This is a genomic window from Exiguobacterium sp. s145 (assembly GCF_018618835.1).
GTDB lineage: Bacteria > Bacillota > Bacilli > Exiguobacteriales > Exiguobacteriaceae > Exiguobacterium_A > Exiguobacterium_A artemiae.
The window spans coordinates 135,093-155,902 of record NZ_JACSMV010000001.1 but is presented as its reverse complement, the minus strand read 5'-3'; the positions used below and the strand labels follow the sequence as shown (position 1 = coordinate 155,902).

Sequence of the window (20,810 nt, the reverse complement as noted above, 5' to 3'; positions counted from 1 at the left end):
TTTCTTATCCTATCCTAGCTTACATAAGAATTGGTAATCTTAGCAATCGTTTTTCTCATATAAAAACAGAAAAGACGCTTCCGAATTCGGAAAGCGTCTTTTTCTAGCCTTATTCGACGATTTCGTCGTCCATGACAGTCGTAGTTTTTTTCGTAACTTCTGCGACCGCACTACGGTTGAACGTCAATTGAGCGTTACCCGATTTCAATGTGACTGTCGTCTCATCTACTTTTTGTACGACCCCATGAAGGCCACCGATCGTTACGATCGAGTCACCGCGTGATAACTGGGTTTGCATCTCACGCACTTGCTTCTGGCGTTTGTTCTGTGGACGAATCAACAAGAAATAAAACACCACGAAGATCAAGATCATCGGGAGGAATGTCAATAATTGTTGCATCTGAGTCAGCTCCTTTTCATTCAAATCACGTTCATTATACCGTAAAAAGAATAGAATTGTCAGACCATTTATCAGAAATTCTTCGCGTTCGGTAAATTATAACCGTATTCTTCGAAGAATTCGTCTTTGAAATCAAGCAGACGATCTTCGCGAATCGCTTGACGGACGCCTTCCATCAACTTGACGAGGAAGTGAAGATTATGTGTCGAACAAAGGTGAAGACCAAATGTTTCCTGTGCCCGGATTAAGTGATGGATATAAGCACGCGAGTAATTCTTACAGGCGTAGCAATCACACTTTTCGTCGAGCGGACGGAAATCACGCGCGTATTTGGCATTCCGGACGACGAGACGTCCGCTTGATGTCATCAACGTACCATTGCGGGCAATCCGGGTCGGCAAGACACAGTCAAACATGTCAATCCCGCGGATGGCTCCTTCGATCAAGGCATCCGGCGAACCGACGCCCATCAAATAACGCGGCTTGTCTTCCGGCATGAGTGGTGTCGTGAAATCAAGGGCACGATACATGACGTCTTTCGGCTCTCCGACCGACAGACCGCCGACTGCATAACCCGGGAAATCAAGCGATGCGAGATCGCGTGCGCTTTGGCGGCGCAAATCTTCATACTCTCCGCCTTGAATAATCCCGAACAAGGCTTGATCCTGCGGCCGTTCATGAGCTTCAAGGCAACGTTCCGCCCAGCGGCTTGTCCGCTCGACTGAAGCTTTCATGTATTCGTGAGAAGCCGGGAATGGCGGACACTCATCAAAGGCCATCATGATATCCGAACCAAGGGCATTCTGGATTTCCATCGCTTTTTCCGGTGACAGGAATAGTTTGTCTCCGTTCAAGTGGTTGCGGAAGTTGACACCCTCTTCCGTGATGTTGCGCAAATCAGCGAGTGAAAAGACTTGGAATCCGCCCGAATCGGTTAAAATCGCACCGTCCCAGTTCATGAATTTATGGAGACCGCCGGCTTCCTTGATGACATCATGTCCCGGACGGACCCACAAATGATACGTATTTGACAAAATGATGTTCGCGTTCATGTCTTTGATCTGTTCCGGCGCCATTGTCTTGACCGTCGCTTGTGTCCCGACCGGCATGAAAACAGGAGTCTCGAAGCTGCCGTGCGGCGTATGGACGATTCCTAACCGCGCACCAGATTGTTTACAAGTCTTGATATGTTCGTACGTTACTGCATGTTTTGTCATCGGTTTAATTCCTCTCTCGTTAAGAACATTGCGTCTCCGAAACTAAAGAATCGGTAGTTTTGCGCAACAGCTTCTTCATAGGCATGTAATATGTGTTCGCGGGTCGATAAAGCGGATACGAGCATGATCAACGTCGACTTCGGCAAGTGGAAGTTCGTAATCAATCCGTCGATTCCTTTAATTTCCTGACCAGGATAGATGAAAATATCCGTCCAACCGGAAGCTTCAACAAAATCCCCATGATCGCGGATGACGGTCTCAAGCGTTCGTGTCGAAGTCGTTCCGACAGCAATGATCCGTCCGCCGTTTTTGCGGGTCTCGCGTAAAATCTTTGCGGAAGACTCCGGTAACTCGTAGTATTCACTATGCATTTTGTGACTGTCGACGTCATCAACAGAGACCGGACGGAATGTCCCGAGTCCGACGTGCAACGTCAACGGCGCAAGCTGAACCCCTTTATCCGTCAGGGCCTGCAACAGTTCCGGCGTAAAGTGAAGACCGGCTGTCGGAGCTGCCGCACTTCCCCGTTCCCGGGCGTAAACGGTCTGGTAACGATCCTGATCTTCAAGCTGCTCGTGGATATAAGGCGGCAACGGCATCGTCCCGAGTTGATCGAGTACTTCATAAAAAATCCCTGTATACGAGAACTTCAGGATCCGTCCGCCGTCGTCGAGTGCTTCGACACATTCCGCGCGGAGCAATCCGTCACCAAAGGACAGGACGGTTCCCGGTTTGACGCGTTTCGCCGGTTTCGCGAGTGTCTCCCAGACGTCATCGCTTGTCTGTTTGAGTAACAACAGTTCGATTTTGCCGCCGGTCTCTTCCTTGACACCAAATAGGCGTGCCGGCAAGACCTTTGTATCATTGATGACAAGAGTATCCCCCGCATTAAAATACGAGACGATATCATGAAATTTTTCATGCCGAAGGGCGCCGGTTTCCCGGTTGACGACCATCAGCTTCGAACTTGTCCGATCGAGCAAAGGCACTTGCGCAATCTGCTCTTCCGGTAAATGAAAATCAAATAAATTTACATCCATCTTTAGTTTCCTTCTTTCAATCCTAAATGTTGCCGCGCAAACGGCGTCAAAACACGACCGCGTGGTGTACGTTGTAAAAATCCTTGCTGCAGCAAGTATGGTTCATAGACATCTTCAATCGTCTGGGCATCTTCACCGATCGTCGCAGCAATCGTTTCAAGGCCGACCGGTCCGCCGGCAAAACGTTCGGCAAGCGAACGTAACAGACGGTGATCGACGTCATCCAGCCCGAGTGCATCCACATGCAGACGATCAAGGGCGCCCGTCGCAAGTGTCGCATCGATTGCCGTTTGGTGTGCGACTTGTGCAAAATCACGGACACGCCGCAACAGACGGTTGGCGACACGGGGTGTTCCCCGGGAACGGAGCGCAATCGCTTCCGCTGCCATCCGGTCCGCTTCAAAACCAAACAAGCGGGACGTCCGTGTAACAATCGCCGACAATTCCGGCATCGTATAGTACTCGAGTTTCAGCGTCACTCCAAACCGGTCACGAAGCGGAGCCGATAACATACCGGCCCGCGTCGTTGCTCCGACGAGGGTAAACGGCGGTAAATCAATCCGCACACTGCGGGCGAGTTCGCCTTGACCGATGACTATATCGAGGCAATAGTCTTCCATCGCCGGATAAAGAATTTCCTCAATCGACCGGCTTAACCGGTGAATCTCATCGATGAACAAGACATCTCCCGGTTCGAGCGAAGATAAAATAGCAGCCAAATCGCCCGGACGTTCAATCGCCGGTCCGGCTGTCGTCTTGATACCGACCCCCATCTCATTGGCAATGATTGTCGCAAGCGTCGTCTTACCAAGACCGGGAGGACCGTATAAAAGTACGTGGTCCAGTGTTTCCTGACGGATTTTTGCCGCTTGGATAAAGACACTTAAGTTGCCTTTTGCCTTCTCTTGACCAATATATTGATCAAGTGTCTGAGGACGCAAACTCCACTCTTCCTGATCTTCCGCATGTGCGGATTCTGACAAAATCCGTTCTTCCACGTTCTCACCTCACATTCAATAACAACTGCAACGCCCGCTTCACATATTGATCCGTCGACAACACTTCACCTTGAAGTGCTTTTTTGACTTTTTCGACTTCCCGTTCACTGTATCCGAGTGCCGTCAACGCTTCACATGCTTCATTTAATTCCGCATTTCCTTGGGCAAATAATCCTTCGCTCGGAATATAATCCGGTGCGAGCTCTGCCAACTTCCCTTTTAAATCAAGGGTCATCTGCTTCGCAGTCTTTTTGCCGACACCGGGGAACTTGATCAAATAACTTTCCTTTTCCTGCTCAATCGCTTCAACAAGCGCATCGACGTCTCCGGACGCCACAATGGCGAGTGATCCTTTAGGACCGATTCCCGTTACGCCAAGCAATTTTGTGAACAGCGCCCGTTCCCGTCTTGAACGGAATCCGAACAAAACTTCCTGGTCTTCTCTGACATAATGATACGTATATACGATAACCTGTTCGTCTCCGGTCCGATAAAAAAACGGGTTCGGTGCTACGATTTTGTAGCCAATCCCCCCGACCTCGATCGTCACGAATTCCGCACAGACATAAGCGACTTCGCCGCGTACGAATTCTATCACTTTAGAACGCTCCCATCCATTAACAAACTCTCGTGTTATTGTAGCATATAACGAGGAGGCTCTTCAAAACGTAATTCTTTAAACGGAAGACGGTCACGATGGAAATTCATCTCTTCTAAACTACTAAAAAAACGAACCAGAAAAACGGAATGCGACATTCCTTTCTCTGGTTCGTAGTGCGTAAATGGTTCAGATTGACTTTTCTTTTCGGACGATCAAGAACGTTCAAGCATCCGTTCGAGTGCAAGTACCGCATATCGCGTCGTTTCCGGATCAACGGTGATGATATTGACCGGCTGACCGGCTTCGATTTGTTCGAGCGACCAGGCGAGGTGTCGTAAATCAATCCGGTTCATCGTCAGACAGGGACACATGAAGGGATTCAAGGAGACGATATCGAGTTGCGGATAATCGTTCGCCAGTCGTTGGACTAAGTTCATCTCTGTACCGATCGCCCATTTCGTCCCCGGTTCCGCCCGTTTGATTTGATCGATGATATAGGCTGTCGAACCGTTCAGGTCCGACGCTGCCACGACCTCAAAGGAACACTCCGGATGAACAAGAATTTTCCGCTCGGGGTCCGCTTGACGGAACTGTTCAATTTGTCCGACCGTAAACTTCTCATGGACGGAACAATGTCCTTTCCACAGGACGACCCGGATGTCCTCATCCGCTCCGTCGAATATCAGCCGATCCGCAATCGGATCCCAGACTGCCATCTGTTCCAGGGGAATCCCCAAAGCATGTGCCGTATTTCGCCCGAGATGTTGGTCAGGCAGGAAAAAAAGAATCTCGCGTTCCCCGAGTGCCCACTCGACCATCTGAACGGCATTCGAGGACGTGACCGTCGCTCCGCCATGCCGCCCGACAAACGCTTTGATTTCGGCCGTTGAATTGACATAGGTCAGCGGGAGAATCGATCGGTCCAACCGGTTCGTCAGTATCTCATATGCCCGTTCCGTTTGAAATCCGTTCGCCATATCAGCCATGGAACAACCGGCCCGCATATCGGGTAAGACGACCGTATGCGTTGGATCCGTCAGCATATCCGCCGTCTCTGCCATGAAATGGACGCCGCAAAAAACAGTATATTCTGCGTCTGTCATCTGTTTCGCCAGTTGGGCGAGTTGGAGTGAATCTCCGGTCGCATCAGCGAACTGAACGACCTCATCTTTTTGATAATGATGTGCCGGTAAAAATAATCGTGAGCCCATCCGTTCTTTAATCCCTTTGATGATCGCCACTAATTCTGCATCTGTTTTTTCTGAATATGTTTTAGGGATTCCCTGCTCTGTAAATAAATCAAGACTCATCTTTTTTTCCTCCCGCAATTTTCATACTGATGTCTAACGCTGGTGCCGAATGGGTCAATGCGCCGAGTGAGATGTAATCTGCCCCGCATTCACTATAGGCCGGCAACGTATCTAACGTGATCCCGCCGGACAATTCAACGGTGATCGATTTCGGAATCCATGACCGGAACTGTTTGATTTCTTCCGGTGTCCGGTTGTCGAGCATGATGATGTCAACTCCTGCTTCGACTGCTTCCTTGACCTCTTCACCGGTCTCGACTTCGACTTCAATTGGTGTCGTATGACCGACTTGCGCTTTCGCCCGACGGACTGCCGCTGTAATCGAACCGGCGACAGTGATGTGATTATCTTTGATCATGACGGCGTCATCGAGTCGGCCGCGGTGATTAAATCCGCCCCCGACTCGAACGGCATGTTTCTCAAGCATCCGGAGTCCCGGTGTTGTTTTACGGGTATCCACGATCCTGACGTTCCCGGCGACCAGACGGACGGCCCGATGCGTCAAGGTCGCGATTCCGGACGTCCGCTGAATCAGATTCAATGCGACCCGCTCTCCCGTTAAAATCGCTTGTAACCGCCCGGTCCACTTCGCAACGACTTGTCCTTGAGATATCGATTCTCCGTCCCGGACAAGTGTTTTGTGTTCGACTCCCAGCAGTCGTGCTAGTTCGACCAATACCGCTTCGCCGCAAAAAATACCGTCCTCTTTCGTCATGAAGTGACCGGTTCCTAGTTCATCGCCGGTTAAACACACCTCACTCGTCACATCCTGATGCCCGATGTCTTCCACCAAAAAATCCTCAAGCTGTCGTCGTAGATACCATCTGTTCATGTTGTCGGTCTCCTTTTAATCGTTGAATTGCACCTTCAAGCAACAGCTTTGCCGTCATCAGGTGCAGACGCCTCAGTTCAGCGTCCCGTCCTGTCGCCCGTTCCTCGGGTTGGTTTATGAAGGTTTCGAGCGTTTGTTTAAGTACGGTTTCATCGAGATGAACGGCCAGCGCTTCTGTCCATGATGGGTCAAGTGCCACCTTCTCTTCATGTTCTTTAAACTGTTTTTCAGGCAACGGCAGACGGGGCGGTAACTGGAGCCGTAACGCCAGTTCTTTGCCCATCACAAAACATTCGAGAAGTGAGTTCGAGGCTAATCGATTTTTTCCGTGCAAACCTGTTGAAGCGACCTCCCCGACTGCGTACAGTCCCGGAACAGTCGTCTGTCCGAGACGATCTGTTTTGATCCCGCCCATTAAAAAGTGCACACCGGTCGTTACTTCGACGATATCAGGTGATATGTTCAATATTTCACATTTTTCAACAAATGTTGGAAATCGTGTTTGCAAATGTTCGACAGGCGTCGTATTGAGATAGACTGCTTCCCGCTCTCGTACTGTCGTGATTCTCATCGCCACTTCATCCCGGGCCGCCAAGTCGCCTTGCGGATGATCCGCCATCACGCGCCGGCCGTCTGCCGTCATCAAAAAGGCACCGGCGCCACGTAAAGCTTCCGTAATCAAACCGTGACTGACGCCGTCATGCAACAAAACGGTCGGATGATGTTGGATATAACCTAAATCAGATAGACTGGCGCCAACTTGAGCAGCCAAAGCTAAACCGTCACCGGTCAAGCTCGGTTCATTCGTCGAGGCTGCAAACAGTCCGCCGATGCCTCCTGTCGCCAGGATGACAGACCGAGCTGAAAAGACGATCGGTGTTTCACCTTGATATCCCCGTGCTCCAACAACCTGTCGGTGATCAGTCAACAATTCCGTGATGACCGTGTTTTCCCTGACAGGATGCTTGAGCTGTCGAAACAGTTGCGTCATGATACGTTCGCCCGTCCGGTCTCCTCCACTGTGAAAAATACGTGGTCTCGAGTGTGCCCCTTCCTGACCTAAAGCGTATGCTCCTGTCACCTGTCGATCAAACCTAACACCAAACGCTTCGAGTTCCGGAATCACCTGCTTTCCGGTTGCGGTGATAAAAGAAATCATCGTTTCATCGGTCCGCCCTTTTGCCGCCTGTTTCGTATCCGCTTGATGGCTGACATGGTCGGCTTCGAGATACGCTGACGCAATTCCGCCTTGCGCCCGCATCGAATTTGTTTCTGTCCTTGTTCCTTTTGAGACAAGAATGACATTCAGATCAGCCGGAAGATGCAGGGCAACCGAGACGGCGGCTAGTCCTGTCCCGATGATTAAAACATCCACTTCTTCTGTTTTATGTAAAGACATATGAAAAACACCTCTGTACATTTATATTTACTATTGACTTGACAATAAGTTTGGCATATTTTTAGCTGAGTGACAAGATGAAAGGATACGATAATTGATGATTTATTTAGACCATGCGGCAACGACACCTATGCACCCGGATGCCATCGAACAGTATCGGGACACGGCAGAACGGTTCTACGGCAACAGTTCTTCGCTCCATGACACGGGAGAAGACGCCCTTCAACTGCTGGAACAGGCACGGAATAAATTAATGCAATGGCTCGGTGTAACGGAAGGAACGATTATATTTACGGGCAGCGGGTCTGAAGCTAATTACATCGCTTTAAGCCATCTTCTCCGCCAAACCAATAAGACAACTGTCTTGACACTTAAATCGGAACACGATTCCGTTTTACTTCCTTTGCAACGGTGGGCAGTCCATTGGCAGGCACTCGATTTAAAGACGACCGGTGAATTCGACTGGGACTTATTCGAACAAGTGTGTACGGAAGAGGTCGGTGTCGTCTCTATCCAGCAGGTAAACTCAGAAACAGGATTCATCTTTCCGATTGCCGCGATTGCCGCCTTTTGCCGAAAAAAAGGTATTCTGTTCCACTGTGACGGGATTCAAGGCTTTTTGAAGAACCCGGTTGATTTGACCGACGTCGAAGCTTATACGATCAGCAGTCATAAAGTGTATGGACCGAAAGGACTCGGTGCCGTCTATTTGCGTCATCCCCTGTTCAGTCCCTATTATGAGGCGCACCACGAATTCGGAATCCGGCCGGGAACCGTCGATGTCCCGGGAATTGCTGCTTTCATGATGGCATGTCACCGTTATCTTCAGGAAAATCAACAGATCCAGGCATCGAGCAAAAGATTTCGTGGTATGCTAAAAAAAAGACTTCCAGCTGCTTATTATCAAATCATTGAGTCCCCTCAGCAACTTCATTCGATTTGTGCCATTCATACGAAACAACGGGATGGTCAATTCGTCCTCCTCGCCCTGAACCGTGCCGGAATTGCCGTCTCGGCGGGAAGCGCTTGCCGTGCAGGTGAAAATGGCCCCAACTCGACTTTACGGGCGATTGGTTTTGATGAGTCGGCGGCTCATGGATTGATTCGACTCAGTTTCGGTCGGATGACAACAGCCGAGGAAGTAGAGCGATGTATCGATGTTCTATGTTCTCTGGAGGAATCAGATTAATTGGAAAGGCAGGAATAATCATGGGAAGAAGACAGTCCGGAGAAGAACGCCGGCAAGAGTTGTTAGAAATCATTCAACAAAGCGAACAACCCGTCACAGGAACGAAGTTGGCGAAGCAGGCAGGTGTCAGCCGCCAGGTCATCGTGCAGGATTTATCATTGCTAAAAGCAAAAGGACATCCTGTCGTTGCGACTGCCCGGGGATATCTATTAAATCATCCGGAGCTTGACGAATCCCGCCATATGAGAAAAGTCGTTTGCCGGCACGCTAGTGATCAATTAAAAGCAGAGTGTGACGCCGTCGTCGATGAAGGTGTCATCATCCGTGATGTCATCGTCGAACATCCCGTCTACGGCTTTTTAACAGGAGAATTGATGCTGAAAAGCCGCCGCGATGTCCGGGCGTTGATCGAACAACTGGAAGAAACGCAGGCGACCCCTTTATCCACTTTGACGGATGGTGTCCACATTCATACGCTGGAAGCGGATAACGAAGAAGCGTTAAATGCCGCAATCGATGCGCTCGACCGTTTGGGTATTCTTGTTTCAGAACTCGATGTTTAATCACGAGGATGCCTTTTAAATACATCCTTTCATAACAAAAAGGCCCATTCCTAATCGGAACGGGCCTTTTGTTATGCAGATCAGACGTTTAAATCGTCCGTTCCTTCTGATGGTTCATGTTGTGAGAATACGGCTGAAACGGTTCGGACCCGACGGTTTTCGACGTGCAGGACAGTCAAGGTCAACGGTCCATACACCATCTGAGTCCCCACTTCCGGAATATGACCGACATCTTCCATAATCCAGCCTCCAAGCGACTGTGCTTCCGTTTCCGGCATCGCCAAGTCAAATTGATGACAAAAATCTTCGATGTCGTATTCCGCCAGACATTCATACCGGTTCGGGCTCACCTGTTTCGTGTACTCGAGTGATTCATCATGTTCATCCCAGATTTCTCCGACCAGTTCCTCGAGAATATCCTCCAGTGTAATCAAACCGGCTGTTCCTCCGAATTCATCGAGTACAACAGCCATATGTGACTGTTTGACTTTTAATTCCGGTAGCAAATCAATGATGTGGGTTTGCGGAACGACAAACGAAACCGGACGAATCAATTCGCGAATTTCGACACGTCCGTGCTTGACGAATTCCCGTAAAAAGTCACGTTCTGATAAAACTCCGATGATGTGATCAATCGAATCCTTATAGACCGGCAAACGCGAGAATCCGCCTTTTTGCACTTCACGTAAAATTTCATCAAAACCGGCATCAATGTCGATTGCCTGAATATTCGTTCGCGGTGTCAGTGCTTCTTCGACCGTGACATTCTTAAAGTCAACCGCCCGATGCACGATTTCTGCTCCCGCTTCGTCCATGACACCTTCTTCTTCACTGATATCGACTAAAGCCCGTAATTCCTGTTCGGTGACAAGCGGTCCTTTCGGATCGGCCCCAATCAGCAACAACGCAACCTGTCGTAACTTCAGAAACAGGAAAATCGCCGGTTTAAAGAGACTCAGACAGACATGCAGCGGACCACTGATCCAAAACACATACGTTTCCGCATGTTCCCGAGCATAGGATTTAGGAATGAGCTCCCCAAATAACAAGATGAACAGAAACGTCAGAAAAACAATACTGATTTGTACCAATAGATCCGTCGATACCGTCATCGCCAACCAGCCACCGATCATCGCGACACCGAGGTTAGACAAGGTGTTTCCGATTAAGATAGCGGTCAGCGTCTCCTCATACCGTTGCAACAGACGAAGAGCTTGGGTCGCACGACGGCTCCCCTCCTCCGACTGATGCAAAATCCGTAACCGGTTTGCACTCGACAAGGCGGTTTCAGACGAGGAGAAAAAGGCCGAGATGACAAGCAGGACGAAAAACCAGATGAACTGAATCGCGGGAAGTGGGTCCACGATGCTCTCACACTCCATTTCTCAAATGAACTTGTTGTATTTTAGAACGAAGACTCGATGAATTCGAATTCGAAGTCGCGGATTCGAACGACGTCGCCGTCAATCGCACCCATCTTACGAAGTTCTTCATCGACACCCATTTGACGCAACGTCCGGGCAAAGCGTTTGATGGATTCTTCACGCATGAAGTTTGTCATCGTAAACAGCTTCTCGATCCGTGGTCCTTTGATGACGAAGCAATCATCTTCATCTTTCGAAACCGTAAATCCGGCTTCCGGTGCTTCATATCCGTAAACGACACGTGGTGTCGCTGTTTTTTCTTCGAGTTCTTCGAGACCGAATTCCGGCGTCGCATCAACAAGATCAGCGATGCGGAACAAGAGGTCGCGTAACCCTTGGCGTGTTGCAGCCGAGATGGCAAACACTTCAAGATCCGGGAATGCTTCTTTGAATGCTTCGAGATTCGCTTCCGCATCCGGCATATCCATTTTGTTGGCGACAACGACTTGTGGTCGTTCTGTCAGACGAAGGTTATAGTCCGCAAGCTCCTTGTTGATGATATTGTAATCGTCAATCGGATCGCGTCCTTCCATACCACTCATATCGATGACGTGCACGATGACTTTCGTCCGCTCGACGTGACGGAGGAACTGGTGACCAAGACCTACACCTTCGCTTGCCCCTTCAATCAGACCCGGTAAATCGGCCATGACGAAGCTGCGGCTGTCTTCCGTTTCAACGACACCGATGTTCGGCGTAATCGTCGTAAAGTGATACGCCCCGATTTTCGGACGGGCTGCTGAGACGATCGACAGCATCGTTGATTTCCCGACACTTGGGAAGCCGACAAGTCCGACATCTGCGAGCATTTTCAATTCGAGTTTCAAGTATTTCTCTTCACCGGGTTCACCATTCTCTGCATGTTCCGGAGCCGGGTTCGCTGGTGTTGCGAAACGTGAGTTACCACGTCCGCCGCGTCCGCCTTTTGCCACGATGGCTTGTTGTCCGTGATGAACAAGGTCAGCGATGACTGCATCCGTATCATCGTCATACACGACGGTGCCGGGTGGGACTTTAACGACAAGGTGCTCGGCTTTACGTCCGTGCATGCCTTTCGACATCCCGTTTTCACCCTGAACGGCTTTAAAATGACGTTTGTAACGGAAATCCATCAACGTCCGAAGTCCTTCATCCACTTCGAGAACGACGTGAGCACCATGCCCACCGTCTCCTCCGGCTGGTCCGCCGTCTGGAACATATTTCTCGCGACGGAACGCTACCTGCCCGCGTCCTCCATCTCCTGCTTTTACATAAATATTTACCTGATCGACAAACATGTCAGATCCCTCCTATTACTTTTCTTCCTCGACAGGAAGACTTTCGATTTCAATCACACACTCATGTTCTGTCTGTGACTCGATCTCCATCGGCGTCACTAGATCTTTAAGGCGCGACATATCTAGTAGATCCCGATAGATCTCGATGGTCACGCCCTCATGGAAGGTCACGGATACTTCTCCATTCCCCACTTCTATCATGTCAAACGCAGCTTCAAGAATAGACGCCAAGCGTGAATCCTCGATCTGCTTTGGTATTTCGATTACATCATATTCGACAGTTAGGCCTGTCCAATCTGCTCGTTGCAGTGCGAGTGCCGTTTTCGGTAGTCCAATCAGAGAAAGACGTCCTTCTCGCGACGCTTGTTCCCGATACATTGAACAAATCGATTCAACAGCCGCCTCGTCACCCATCGCGCTATATGAACGAACAAGTTGTAACCGATTCAACCATTCGTGACGAAGTGACTTCAAAAGATCCAGTACCTGTTCATCCTTCATCAGTCGTTCCCTCCTAAAAAAAACAGACCCTAACCCCTGAAAGTGGCTAGAGTCTGCTTCATCGATCACTTATGCTGGGTAAACGCTGACTTGTTTTTTGTCGCGTCCGAGACGTTCGAAACGAACGACACCAGTTGCAGTTGCGAAAAGTGTATCATCGCCACCACGTCCGACGTTCATACCTGGGTGAATCTTCGTACCGCGTTGGCGGTAGAGGATTGAACCAGCAGAAACAGTTTGACCGTCTGCACGTTTCGCCCCAAGGCGTTTCGATTGCGAGTCACGACCGTTCTTTGTCGAACCTACCCCTTTTTTCGATGCGAAGAACTGAAGATTAAGTTTCAACATGTGGAATCCACCTCCTATATTTGTTCAAGTTGGATAAACTCACCGTAACTGTCGGCGATGGTTCCGAGTTGGACCAACATCGCTTCCAGTAACAATTGGGTGCGTTCACTGACATCCGGTGCTAAGTCAGCATACGGTTCTACGTAAAAGTAGCCACCTTCTTGTTGTTCTGCCATTTCAAGGAGCAGGACCTGCCCGAGCAGTGATTCGATGGCATTATATGCCCCGAAGATCACACTTGATGTGCCGGCACAGACTAAATCTAAACCAGGCTCAGCGAACTCGGCATGTCCTGTCACTTCGATGGAACGGATCAAATCCGCTTCATCTCGTCGAATCTTGACACGTATCATGGCTTACGCTTCGATTTTCTCGATGCGGACCTTCGTGTAAGGTTGACGGTGACCTTGCTTACGACGGTAGTTCTTTTTAGCTTTCATTTTGAAGACTGTGATCTTTTTCGCGCGAGCGTGTTTGATGACCGTTGCTACGACCTTCGCACCTTCTACGAGTGGAGCGCCGACTTTAACATCGTCACCACCAAGGATCAAGACTTCGCCGAATTCTACTGTGCTGTCGACGTCTGCGTTTAATTTCTCAACGTAGATCTCTTGGCCAGCTTCGACTTTAACTTGTTTACCACCAGTTTTAATAATTGCGTACATTACGTGCACCTCCTCTTAGGAACTCAGACTCGCCATCACGGGCAGCGGATGCTTTAAAACCCGGTCTGTGCGGTTGTAGTCATTTGGGTGCTTTCCAAACGAACTAACGTTATTCAGAATACCAAACGATGCTGACTGTTGTCAATAACGTTCTCCTTTATTCTTATTGTCTTTTGACGAAATCGTCACAATCGACTTTCGTGCCGGTAAACAGAATCCCCGGTTCGCCTTCTACCAGAAGCAATTCGAGAGGACTTTCGGCAAGAAGCAACGGACTGAGCAAAGCGAGCGGAGCACGCACGACCGCCGCCTCCGCATGAGTTGCCAGTTCCATCAGCCGCGGTTCGAGTTGCCGGTGGATGGCAATCCTAGACGGCTGACCGTGATCCCGGGACCGTTCGAATAAGGACTTTCCGTGCCGCTGACGCGTCAATTCACATAATCCCATCTTCGTAAAACCGTATACTTCAATCTGTTTTGACTCATGTGCGGCCCGTTCCTTCAACAGTTGCGTCACCCGTGTCTGCCCTTTACTGGAACCCCTTAAAAAATCGACGGCAATCATGCCGCTAATATTCCGCAAACGGAGTTGCCGCATGATTTCAACAGCAGCTGCTTCATTGATTTGATCAAATGTCCGCTTTTGTTCTTTGACGGAAACCGTTTTCCCGCTGTTGACATCAATCACGGTCATCGTCTCGACTTCTTCAATCAACAGGTAAGCACCACCATCAAGCCAAACGACCCGGTCCAGTGCCTTCTCAATCGCCCGGTCGACCTGTTCCATGACCGGCAGGCGCCCTTTGATGATCGGACGCTCGACTTGCAACCCCATCTGCTCGAGCCGCTCTTTCTCCGCTCTGGTCGTGACAAGCGCTTCGGCGACATGACTTAACCGTTTCGCTTCCTGAATGATCAACGGCTCATCCTGTTCCAACGTCGCCTGCTGTAGCATGTGTTGATGACGCGCACGCAATTGCTTTAATTCCGTCATCAACACTCCGACCTCGGCTTGTGCCGCTTCTGTCCGGTATAAAATCCCTTCTTCTTCCGCTACCGGAATCACTTTCGCCAGCTGCTGCTGGACGACGAGATCCAGTTTGCGGCTGAAGCGTACACGGCGTCCATACGGGAAATAGACGAGAAACCGTCCGCCGTAGGTGATGTTTTGTGTGACTTTATGCTGTTTCGGCGCAGCCCCTTCTTTCACCACCTGTACGAGTAAGGTTTGACCGACCTGAACGGCTTGGCCGATTGTCGGAACTTCCGGATAACGGCGTAACGTCTCGAGCGTCTCATTGATCGGTAAATAAAGCGGCGTCCCATCCGTCGCAATCAAAAATGCCGCTTCCAGTGTCGGATGCAACCGATCGACTTTGGCATGCAGCAACGTACCGACCCGAATCTCATCCCGCATCCGTTCATGGTACTCGACGACCCGTCCTCCTTCGACCAATGCCACCCGTTCCAGGGACGGAGTCTGTTCACTAATCCATTTCATCTTCATTCCTCCATGAAAAATAGACTAGAAGCATCAAAACCCTTCTAGTCTATTTTTCCCCATCTTATTTCATGCCAAGCATTTTTTTAAGTTTCACGAAAAATCCTTTTTGCGGCTGTTCCATGATGTCGAGCAACGGAACAGACTCTCCGAGAATCCGGCGGGTGATGTTCCGGTAGCCGAGACCAGCCCGGTTATCCGGATTCATCGTCACAGGTACACCACGATGTGAAGCCGCGATGACTTCTTCATCATCGACGATCAGACCAAGCAGATCAATCGACAGAATACGCATGATTTCGTCGATATCGAGCATATCTCCAGACGCCATCATATGCGAACGGACACGGTTGACGACGAGCTTCGGTACGATTTGACGTTCCGAGCGCTCCAGCATTCCGATGATCCGGTCTGCATCCTGAACCGCTGCTTTTTCCGGTGTCGTGACGATGACCGCTTCATCTGCACCGGCAATCGCATTCATGAATCCTTGTTCGATTCCTGCCGGGCAGTCAATCAAAACAAAGTCATACTCGAGTTTCAACGAATCAATGATGCCTTTTACCTGTTCCGGTGTGACGGATGATTTATCCTTGGACTGGGCAGCAGGTAACAGATACATTTCTTCAAAACGTTTGTCACGGACGAGGGCTTGATGCAGTTTGCACTGTCCGGTCACGACGTCAACGATATTATAGATACTCCGGTTGTCGAGGCCAAGAACGATATCTAGATTCCGAAGACCGATATCTGTATCAACGAGACAAACCGAATGCCCCATCAGCGCAAGTGCCGTCCCGATGTTAGCCGTTGTCGTCGTCTTACCGACGCCACCTTTACCAGATGTGACGACGATGGCACGTCCCACATGCGTTTTCGCATCTTTATGTACCTGTTCTTTCACTTGTTCCATATCTGTCACCCTCTTTCACTATCAATCGCAAATTGATCCATCCGCGCAAGCGGAACGGTTTGAAGACGAGAAAATTCTACTCCTGTTTCCCCGACAAACGCACAGCCCATGTCCAGTGCCTGAATCGGCGCATCGTCCGGATCTTCATAAACAAAATCAGAAATTGAAATCCATTTCGGTTGTAAGACACTGGCAGCAATGACAGCCTGATGATTCCCGCCTTTTCCTGCATGAACCGTCCCCCGTAACGCACCGAGGCAATAAATACTGCCGGTTGCGTGAACGACGGCTCCCGGATTGATGTCGCCAATGACGACAATCGATCCTTCAACGTCTACGACATGCCCGCTGCGGGCCGTGCCGCCGAAGTAATGAAATGTTCGTTCCCCGTACAGGGCTTTTGCTTCATCCTTCGTCAGACACTCGCTGTCGTACCCATTAAATGAAAATGAATCATGACGCGCGACGATGGACTCGACGGCCGTCACAACGCCTTCGTCGACATAACGGCGACCAAAGAAGAAGGTAATCGGAACGGCGCGTCCGTTCTCGACGGATTTGTCGGCAAGCGTCAATTCTAAATCGTCAAGAAATTCATCCACACTGCACCTTTCATTTACATAGACGGCGAGGCCACCACGATGACCTTTCATCGTTACATAACGCTTACGCTCAATCATGACTCATCCTCTTTTCTCATCAAATGTGGATTGCACCAGTCGTGTCATCGGATAATACAGCACGATGATCCCAATTAACTGCGCAATGAGACTCCTTGGAATGATTTGTGTCGCGAGTTCCTTGAAGGGAACACCGACCCCTACGACCGAAGCCGTGAAGAAATAAATATCCAGTTCAAACAAAATAGCGCTGAACGTAAAGGTGACGATAATCGTTAATACGTTCTCCTTTACATATTTTAGCACGAAGCTACTAAAAAGCGGAATGGCAGATAGCGCAAATAAATAAATTCCGATGATATCCGAGTAGACGAAATCATATAACAGACCTAACAGCAGTCCAAAACCAAGCGCCTGTTCGATTTTTCCGTAACGCCCCAAAAACATCAACGCAATCAGCGTGACATGAATGACGTAAGGAGAGCCGTCTCCGAGCGGACCTGCGAACAGTGTTCCTTCCAAGATAAAAAGAAGGAACACGGCGAAAAACAACTTGATGTTATTCACGAGTGTCCCCTCCCTTGTCGGTCTCAGCGAAAGGTTCCTTCGCTTCGCGTTGAATCACGAAAACGTGACCAAACTGTTCGAAGTCTGCTGCCGGTTTGACGTATGCGATTTTCGAAGCACCGTATTGATCCGATTTCACTTGTTCGATCTTACCGACGACGATACCGCTCGGATACTTGCCACCAAGTCCGGATGTCGTAACAATTTGACCTTTTTTCAGTTTGGCGTCGTTCGGAATCTTTGTGAATTTCAAAAGATTCGTCTCTTCGTCAAAGCCTTCGATCGTTCCGAAGACCCCTTTTCCTTTTGTATCGTCAGCGACAGCTGAGACATTGTTCGTCCGGCTTGTATCCGATAATAACTGAACGAGTGACGTGTAGGCACTTGTCTGAATGACACGGCCGACCAACCCATCTGCCGTCACGACGGCCATGTTGGCTTTCACCCCTTGTTCTTTACCGATGTTGACCGTAACGAAGCGTTGCCATTCGGATGACGTCCGACCAATCATTTCTGCCGGTAATAACGTGTAATCACGAATCGACCCTTTTAACTTCAACATGTCTTTTAATTCATTGTTCTCACGTTCCAGATCGCGGACTTTGACGGAATTTCCGGCATAGTCCCCCAGTCGTGATTTTAAATACTCATTTTCCTTATACACATCGCGCACTTCTTTAACCGAAGTGACCGTATCATCAATCCAGCCAATCGGTGTCGCAAAAAGACGTTGGCCAACCCCGACAGTATCGCGGACAAAGCTTTGATACCAATGGGTTTGGTTACGTCCTTGAAGCGAGATTCCGATTAAAATCACCAAAAGGAGAAAACTAAGGAGTGTGATGAGCAGTTTTCGATTATTTAAAAATCGCTTCATCGCTCATCCCGTCCTTATCTTTTTTGTGAGATGCCTGATTTCGAACGCAACACATTCATCATCTCCAGTGATTTACCTGTACCGATTGCAACACAGTCGAGCGCATTTTCCGCAACGAGTGTCAGGATGCGTGTTTCATCTTCAATTACAGCATCCAAGTTTTTCAGAAGAGCGCCGCCGCCTGTCAGGACGATTCCGCGGTCCATGACGTCTGCTGATAATTCCGGCGGTGTCTGTTCGAGCGTATGCTTGACACCGGCTAAAATTGCATCGACCGTATCCGACAACGCGTCACAAATTTCTGCACTTGTGACTTCGATTTGTTTTGGAAGTCCCGTCACGAGATCACGTCCACGAATTTCCATCGTCTCGTTTTCCGATTCTTCATCAATCCGCGCATAACCGATCGTCATTTTCAACGTTTCAGCCGTCCGCTCACCAATCATCAGGTTGTATTTCGATTTGATGTAACGAATGATCGATTCGTCCATCTCATCTCCACCGACACGAATCGATTGGCTTGTGACGATACCGCCGAGTGAAATGACAGCAACTTCTGTTGTTCCGCCACCGATATCGACGACCATTGATCCCGTTGGTTCAGAAACCGGAAGACCGGCACCGATTGCTGCCGCGAACGGTTCTTCAATCGTATAAGCTTCGCGTGCACCAGCGAGTTTGGCTGCATCTTCAACCGCACGTTTTTCAACGGATGTGATGCCGCTTGGTACACAGATCATGACGTTAGTCTTAGACGAGAATAAGCCTTTTTTCTTCGTTGCTTGATCCATGAAGTATTTGATCATCGTAGCCGTTGTTTCATAATCGGCGATAACCCCATCTTTCATCGGGCGTCGTGCCGTCACGTTTCCCGGTGTCCGTCCAATCATGTTTTTCGCTGCATTACCTACTGCTTCAATCTTTCCTGTATCGGTACGGAATGCGACGACAGAAGGTTCGCGCACGACGATGCCTTGCCCCTTCACATAAACGAGCGTATTTGCCGTACCTAAGTCAATGCCGATTTCACGGCTAAATGATCCAAACATTATTCAAAAAACCCCTCTCTGAGAATACACTTCACTAATTATAACGGAAAAGCCTTCCTTGGAAAGCGTTAAAACGTTACAGCTTGTTTACAGTTCAATGGTTATTACAAAAGTAAAAACGCCTGAGGTCAGGAAGCACAGTTCCCCCTCAGACGTTATTCTTACATAAATCCCCGCTGTTTCATACTAATAAATTGTCCATGTCCGATGACGAGGTGATCGATGCAACTGATTCCGATCAATCTGCCCGCTTCAACCATTCGTTCCGAGACCTCGATATCTTCCCGGCTCGGTGTCGGGTCACCGGACGGATGATTATGGACGGCGATGAAGCTTGCCGCCGAACAACGGATGGCTTCCCGAAATATGTCGCGCGGGTGAACAATCGATGTATTGAGTCCGCCGATGAACAGTGTTTTCTTCGAGATCACTTCGTTTTTCGTGTTCAGATACAGACAGATGAAGTGTTCCTGTTGGTACAACCGCATCTCCTCCATCAGCAATTCCGCGGCATCATCCGGTGAGCGGACGACCGGACGGACCCATTTCGGTTCCGTGACGAGCCGACGGCCAAGTTCCAGACCCGCCATGATTTGAAGCGCCTTTGCTTTTCCGACGCCCGGTGCCTTCTCCAGTCCGCCGACACCTGCTGCTTCCAGTTCGATCAGCGACGGATAGATTTCAAGTAAGTCTTCGGCGATTTCAAGCGGACTTCGGTTCCGGGTTCCGCTGCGGACGAGACACGCCAATAATTCCACAGTCGTCGCCTGTGCCAACCCTTTTAATTGAATCATATCCTTTGGCCATTCAATCACTTCATCCGACCTTTCTGTACAAGGAATTACGCGAACATCGGCTCGATTCCAAATGCCTCAAGACGGCGGCTGATCGGATTGATCGGCAGACCAACGACATTGTAATAGTCGCCGTCAATCGCTTCGACAAACAGACCACCTTTCCCCTGAATTCCGTATCCGCCCGCCTTGTCATACGGCTCATCTGTCGCAGCATAGGACAACATCCAGCTTTCCGGGATCTTGCAGAACCGGACCGTCGTCGTGACCGTAAACGTCTCCTCCCGTTCATCCTGTAAAAGGGTTACACCGGTCACGACTTCATGTGTCCGTCCGGATAACAGCCGGAACATTTCGAGGGCAGCCGGTTGATCTGCCGGTTTTTCAAGAATCTGCTGATCCAGTGCCACGACGGTATCTGCCGCCAGGACGATTTCACCGGGCTTCGCGACAGCGCGGGCTTTTTTCCGTGATAAATACATCACGTACTCTTCGGCTGCCATCGGATACGGTGCTTCCTCCAGGACATTCGCCGGCCGTATCGTATGGGGCACACCGATCTGCCGTAACAGTTCAGTCCGTCTCGGAGAGGCCGAAGCCAGAATCAATGAGTGTTGCGTTATCATCAGTATCACGCTCTTTTCCTTCTTTTTCGACCAGTCTTACTGGAATCAACTTTCAGTATAACGAAAAACAAGTGCCGCTCCGAGTCAGAGCGACACCTG

Annotated in this window: 24 protein-coding genes and 1 other annotated feature; of the genes, 2 read left to right on the top strand and 22 right to left on the bottom strand. The window is 49.6% G+C overall.

From position 1 onward, the window contains the following. Positions 1-109: 109 nt before the first annotated feature. The 8 genes from yajC to KNQ07_RS00710 all read right to left on the bottom strand — a co-directional run bounded on the left by yajC (position 110) and on the right by KNQ07_RS00710 (position 7,797). A complete protein-coding gene (yajC, locus tag KNQ07_RS00745) occupies positions 110-400 on the bottom strand; it encodes a preprotein translocase subunit YajC (protein ID WP_012370963.1) in 291 nt (96 codons plus the stop codon). Positions 401-471: 71 nt separating this feature from the next. After that, positions 472-1,617 carry a tRNA guanosine(34) transglycosylase Tgt gene (gene tgt / locus KNQ07_RS00740; protein ID WP_026827829.1) on the bottom strand — a complete coding sequence of 382 codons (1,146 nt, stop codon included), beginning with the start codon at positions 1,615-1,617 and terminating at the stop codon, positions 472-474. Further along, positions 1,614-2,657: a tRNA preQ1(34) S-adenosylmethionine ribosyltransferase-isomerase QueA gene (queA, locus tag KNQ07_RS00735; RefSeq protein ID WP_012370965.1), complete on the bottom strand. Its 1,044-nt coding sequence runs from the start codon at positions 2,655-2,657 to the stop codon at positions 1,614-1,616. The genes tgt and queA overlap by 4 nt, the downstream gene beginning before the upstream one ends. Positions 2,658-2,659: 2 nt before the next feature. Continuing rightward, positions 2,660-3,655: a Holliday junction branch migration DNA helicase RuvB gene (gene ruvB / locus KNQ07_RS00730; RefSeq protein WP_214763533.1), complete on the bottom strand. Its 996-nt coding sequence runs from the start codon at positions 3,653-3,655 to the stop codon at positions 2,660-2,662. 4 nt (positions 3,656-3,659) lie between these two features. Further along, positions 3,660-4,253, bottom strand: a complete 594-nt coding sequence (gene ruvA / locus KNQ07_RS00725; protein WP_012370967.1) for a Holliday junction branch migration protein RuvA — start codon at positions 4,251-4,253, stop codon at positions 3,660-3,662. Positions 4,254-4,468: 215 nt separating this feature from the next. Next, positions 4,469-5,566 carry a quinolinate synthase NadA gene (gene nadA / locus KNQ07_RS00720; protein ID WP_214763532.1) on the bottom strand — a complete coding sequence of 366 codons (1,098 nt, stop codon included), beginning with the start codon at positions 5,564-5,566 and terminating at the stop codon, positions 4,469-4,471. Then, the gene (gene nadC, locus KNQ07_RS00715) at positions 5,556-6,398 is read right to left on the bottom strand and encodes a carboxylating nicotinate-nucleotide diphosphorylase (RefSeq protein WP_214763531.1); all 843 of its coding nucleotides are present in this window, start codon (positions 6,396-6,398) and stop codon (positions 5,556-5,558) included. The genes nadA and nadC overlap by 11 nt, the downstream gene beginning before the upstream one ends. Beyond that, positions 6,367-7,797, bottom strand: coding sequence for an L-aspartate oxidase (locus tag KNQ07_RS00710; protein WP_214763528.1), 1,431 nt, complete (start codon positions 7,795-7,797; stop codon positions 6,367-6,369). Before KNQ07_RS00710 ends, nadC begins: the two co-directional genes overlap by 32 nt. 97 nt (positions 7,798-7,894) lie before the next feature. Between KNQ07_RS00710 and KNQ07_RS00705 the strand changes: the two genes are divergently transcribed. Further along, positions 7,895-8,986, top strand: coding sequence for a cysteine desulfurase family protein (locus tag KNQ07_RS00705; protein WP_214763525.1), 1,092 nt, complete (start codon positions 7,895-7,897; stop codon positions 8,984-8,986). 20 nt (positions 8,987-9,006) lie between these two features. Next, positions 9,007-9,549 carry a transcription repressor NadR gene (locus KNQ07_RS00700; RefSeq protein ID WP_214763524.1) on the top strand — a complete coding sequence of 181 codons (543 nt, stop codon included), beginning with the start codon at positions 9,007-9,009 and terminating at the stop codon, positions 9,547-9,549. A gap of 80 nt (positions 9,550-9,629) precedes the next feature. Here the strand turns inward: KNQ07_RS00700 and KNQ07_RS00695 are convergent, their stop codons facing one another. The 14 genes from KNQ07_RS00695 to KNQ07_RS00630 all read right to left on the bottom strand — a co-directional run bounded on the left by KNQ07_RS00695 (position 9,630) and on the right by KNQ07_RS00630 (position 20,711). After that, positions 9,630-10,913, bottom strand: coding sequence for a hemolysin family protein (locus KNQ07_RS00695; protein ID WP_214763523.1), 1,284 nt, complete (start codon positions 10,911-10,913; stop codon positions 9,630-9,632). Positions 10,914-10,954: 41 nt separating this feature from the next. Continuing rightward, positions 10,955-12,250 carry a GTPase ObgE gene (gene obgE / locus KNQ07_RS00690; protein ID WP_012370974.1) on the bottom strand — a complete coding sequence of 432 codons (1,296 nt, stop codon included), beginning with the start codon at positions 12,248-12,250 and terminating at the stop codon, positions 10,955-10,957. Positions 12,251-12,265: 15 nt separating this feature from the next. Continuing rightward, a complete protein-coding gene (locus tag KNQ07_RS00685) occupies positions 12,266-12,751 on the bottom strand; it encodes a Spo0B domain-containing protein (protein ID WP_012370975.1) in 486 nt (161 codons plus the stop codon). Between the two features lie 69 nt (positions 12,752-12,820). Next, a complete protein-coding gene (gene rpmA / locus KNQ07_RS00680) occupies positions 12,821-13,099 on the bottom strand; it encodes a 50S ribosomal protein L27 (RefSeq protein WP_012370976.1) in 279 nt (92 codons plus the stop codon). A gap of 14 nt (positions 13,100-13,113) precedes the next feature. Next, positions 13,114-13,452 (bottom strand): ribosomal-processing cysteine protease Prp, encoded by a 339-nt coding sequence (locus KNQ07_RS00675; RefSeq protein ID WP_012370977.1) that lies wholly within the window; start codon positions 13,450-13,452, stop codon positions 13,114-13,116. Between the two features lie 3 nt (positions 13,453-13,455). Next, positions 13,456-13,764 carry a 50S ribosomal protein L21 gene (gene rplU / locus KNQ07_RS00670; protein ID WP_012370978.1) on the bottom strand — a complete coding sequence of 103 codons (309 nt, stop codon included), beginning with the start codon at positions 13,762-13,764 and terminating at the stop codon, positions 13,456-13,458. Between the two features lie 15 nt (positions 13,765-13,779). Then, positions 13,780-13,849, bottom strand: a sequence feature (ribosomal protein L21 leader region). A 78-nt stretch (positions 13,850-13,927) separates the two neighbouring features. After that, the gene (locus KNQ07_RS00665; RefSeq protein WP_214763521.1) at positions 13,928-15,265 is read right to left on the bottom strand and encodes a ribonuclease E/G; all 1,338 of its coding nucleotides are present in this window, start codon (positions 15,263-15,265) and stop codon (positions 13,928-13,930) included. A 64-nt stretch (positions 15,266-15,329) separates the two neighbouring features. Further along, positions 15,330-16,133 carry a septum site-determining protein MinD gene (minD, locus tag KNQ07_RS00660; protein WP_041261996.1) on the bottom strand — a complete coding sequence of 268 codons (804 nt, stop codon included), beginning with the start codon at positions 16,131-16,133 and terminating at the stop codon, positions 15,330-15,332. A 50-nt stretch (positions 16,134-16,183) separates the two neighbouring features. Next, positions 16,184-16,858, bottom strand: coding sequence for a septum site-determining protein MinC (locus KNQ07_RS00655; RefSeq protein ID WP_012370981.1), 675 nt, complete (start codon positions 16,856-16,858; stop codon positions 16,184-16,186). Positions 16,859-16,861: 3 nt separating this feature from the next. After that, positions 16,862-17,365 carry a rod shape-determining protein MreD gene (gene mreD / locus KNQ07_RS00650; RefSeq protein ID WP_214763519.1) on the bottom strand — a complete coding sequence of 168 codons (504 nt, stop codon included), beginning with the start codon at positions 17,363-17,365 and terminating at the stop codon, positions 16,862-16,864. Beyond that, positions 17,358-18,242, bottom strand: coding sequence for a rod shape-determining protein MreC (gene mreC / locus KNQ07_RS00645; RefSeq protein ID WP_012370983.1), 885 nt, complete (start codon positions 18,240-18,242; stop codon positions 17,358-17,360). Before mreC ends, mreD begins: the two co-directional genes overlap by 8 nt. A 14-nt stretch (positions 18,243-18,256) precedes the next feature. After that, positions 18,257-19,291 (bottom strand): rod shape-determining protein, encoded by a 1,035-nt coding sequence (locus tag KNQ07_RS00640; RefSeq protein WP_012370984.1) that lies wholly within the window; start codon positions 19,289-19,291, stop codon positions 18,257-18,259. Between the two features lie 161 nt (positions 19,292-19,452). Then, positions 19,453-20,085 carry a RadC family protein gene (gene radC, locus KNQ07_RS00635; RefSeq protein ID WP_214764730.1) on the bottom strand — a complete coding sequence of 211 codons (633 nt, stop codon included), beginning with the start codon at positions 20,083-20,085 and terminating at the stop codon, positions 19,453-19,455. A 47-nt stretch (positions 20,086-20,132) separates the two neighbouring features. Continuing rightward, positions 20,133-20,711, bottom strand: coding sequence for a Maf family protein (locus KNQ07_RS00630; protein WP_214764729.1), 579 nt, complete (start codon positions 20,709-20,711; stop codon positions 20,133-20,135). Positions 20,712-20,810: the final 99 nt, after the last annotated feature.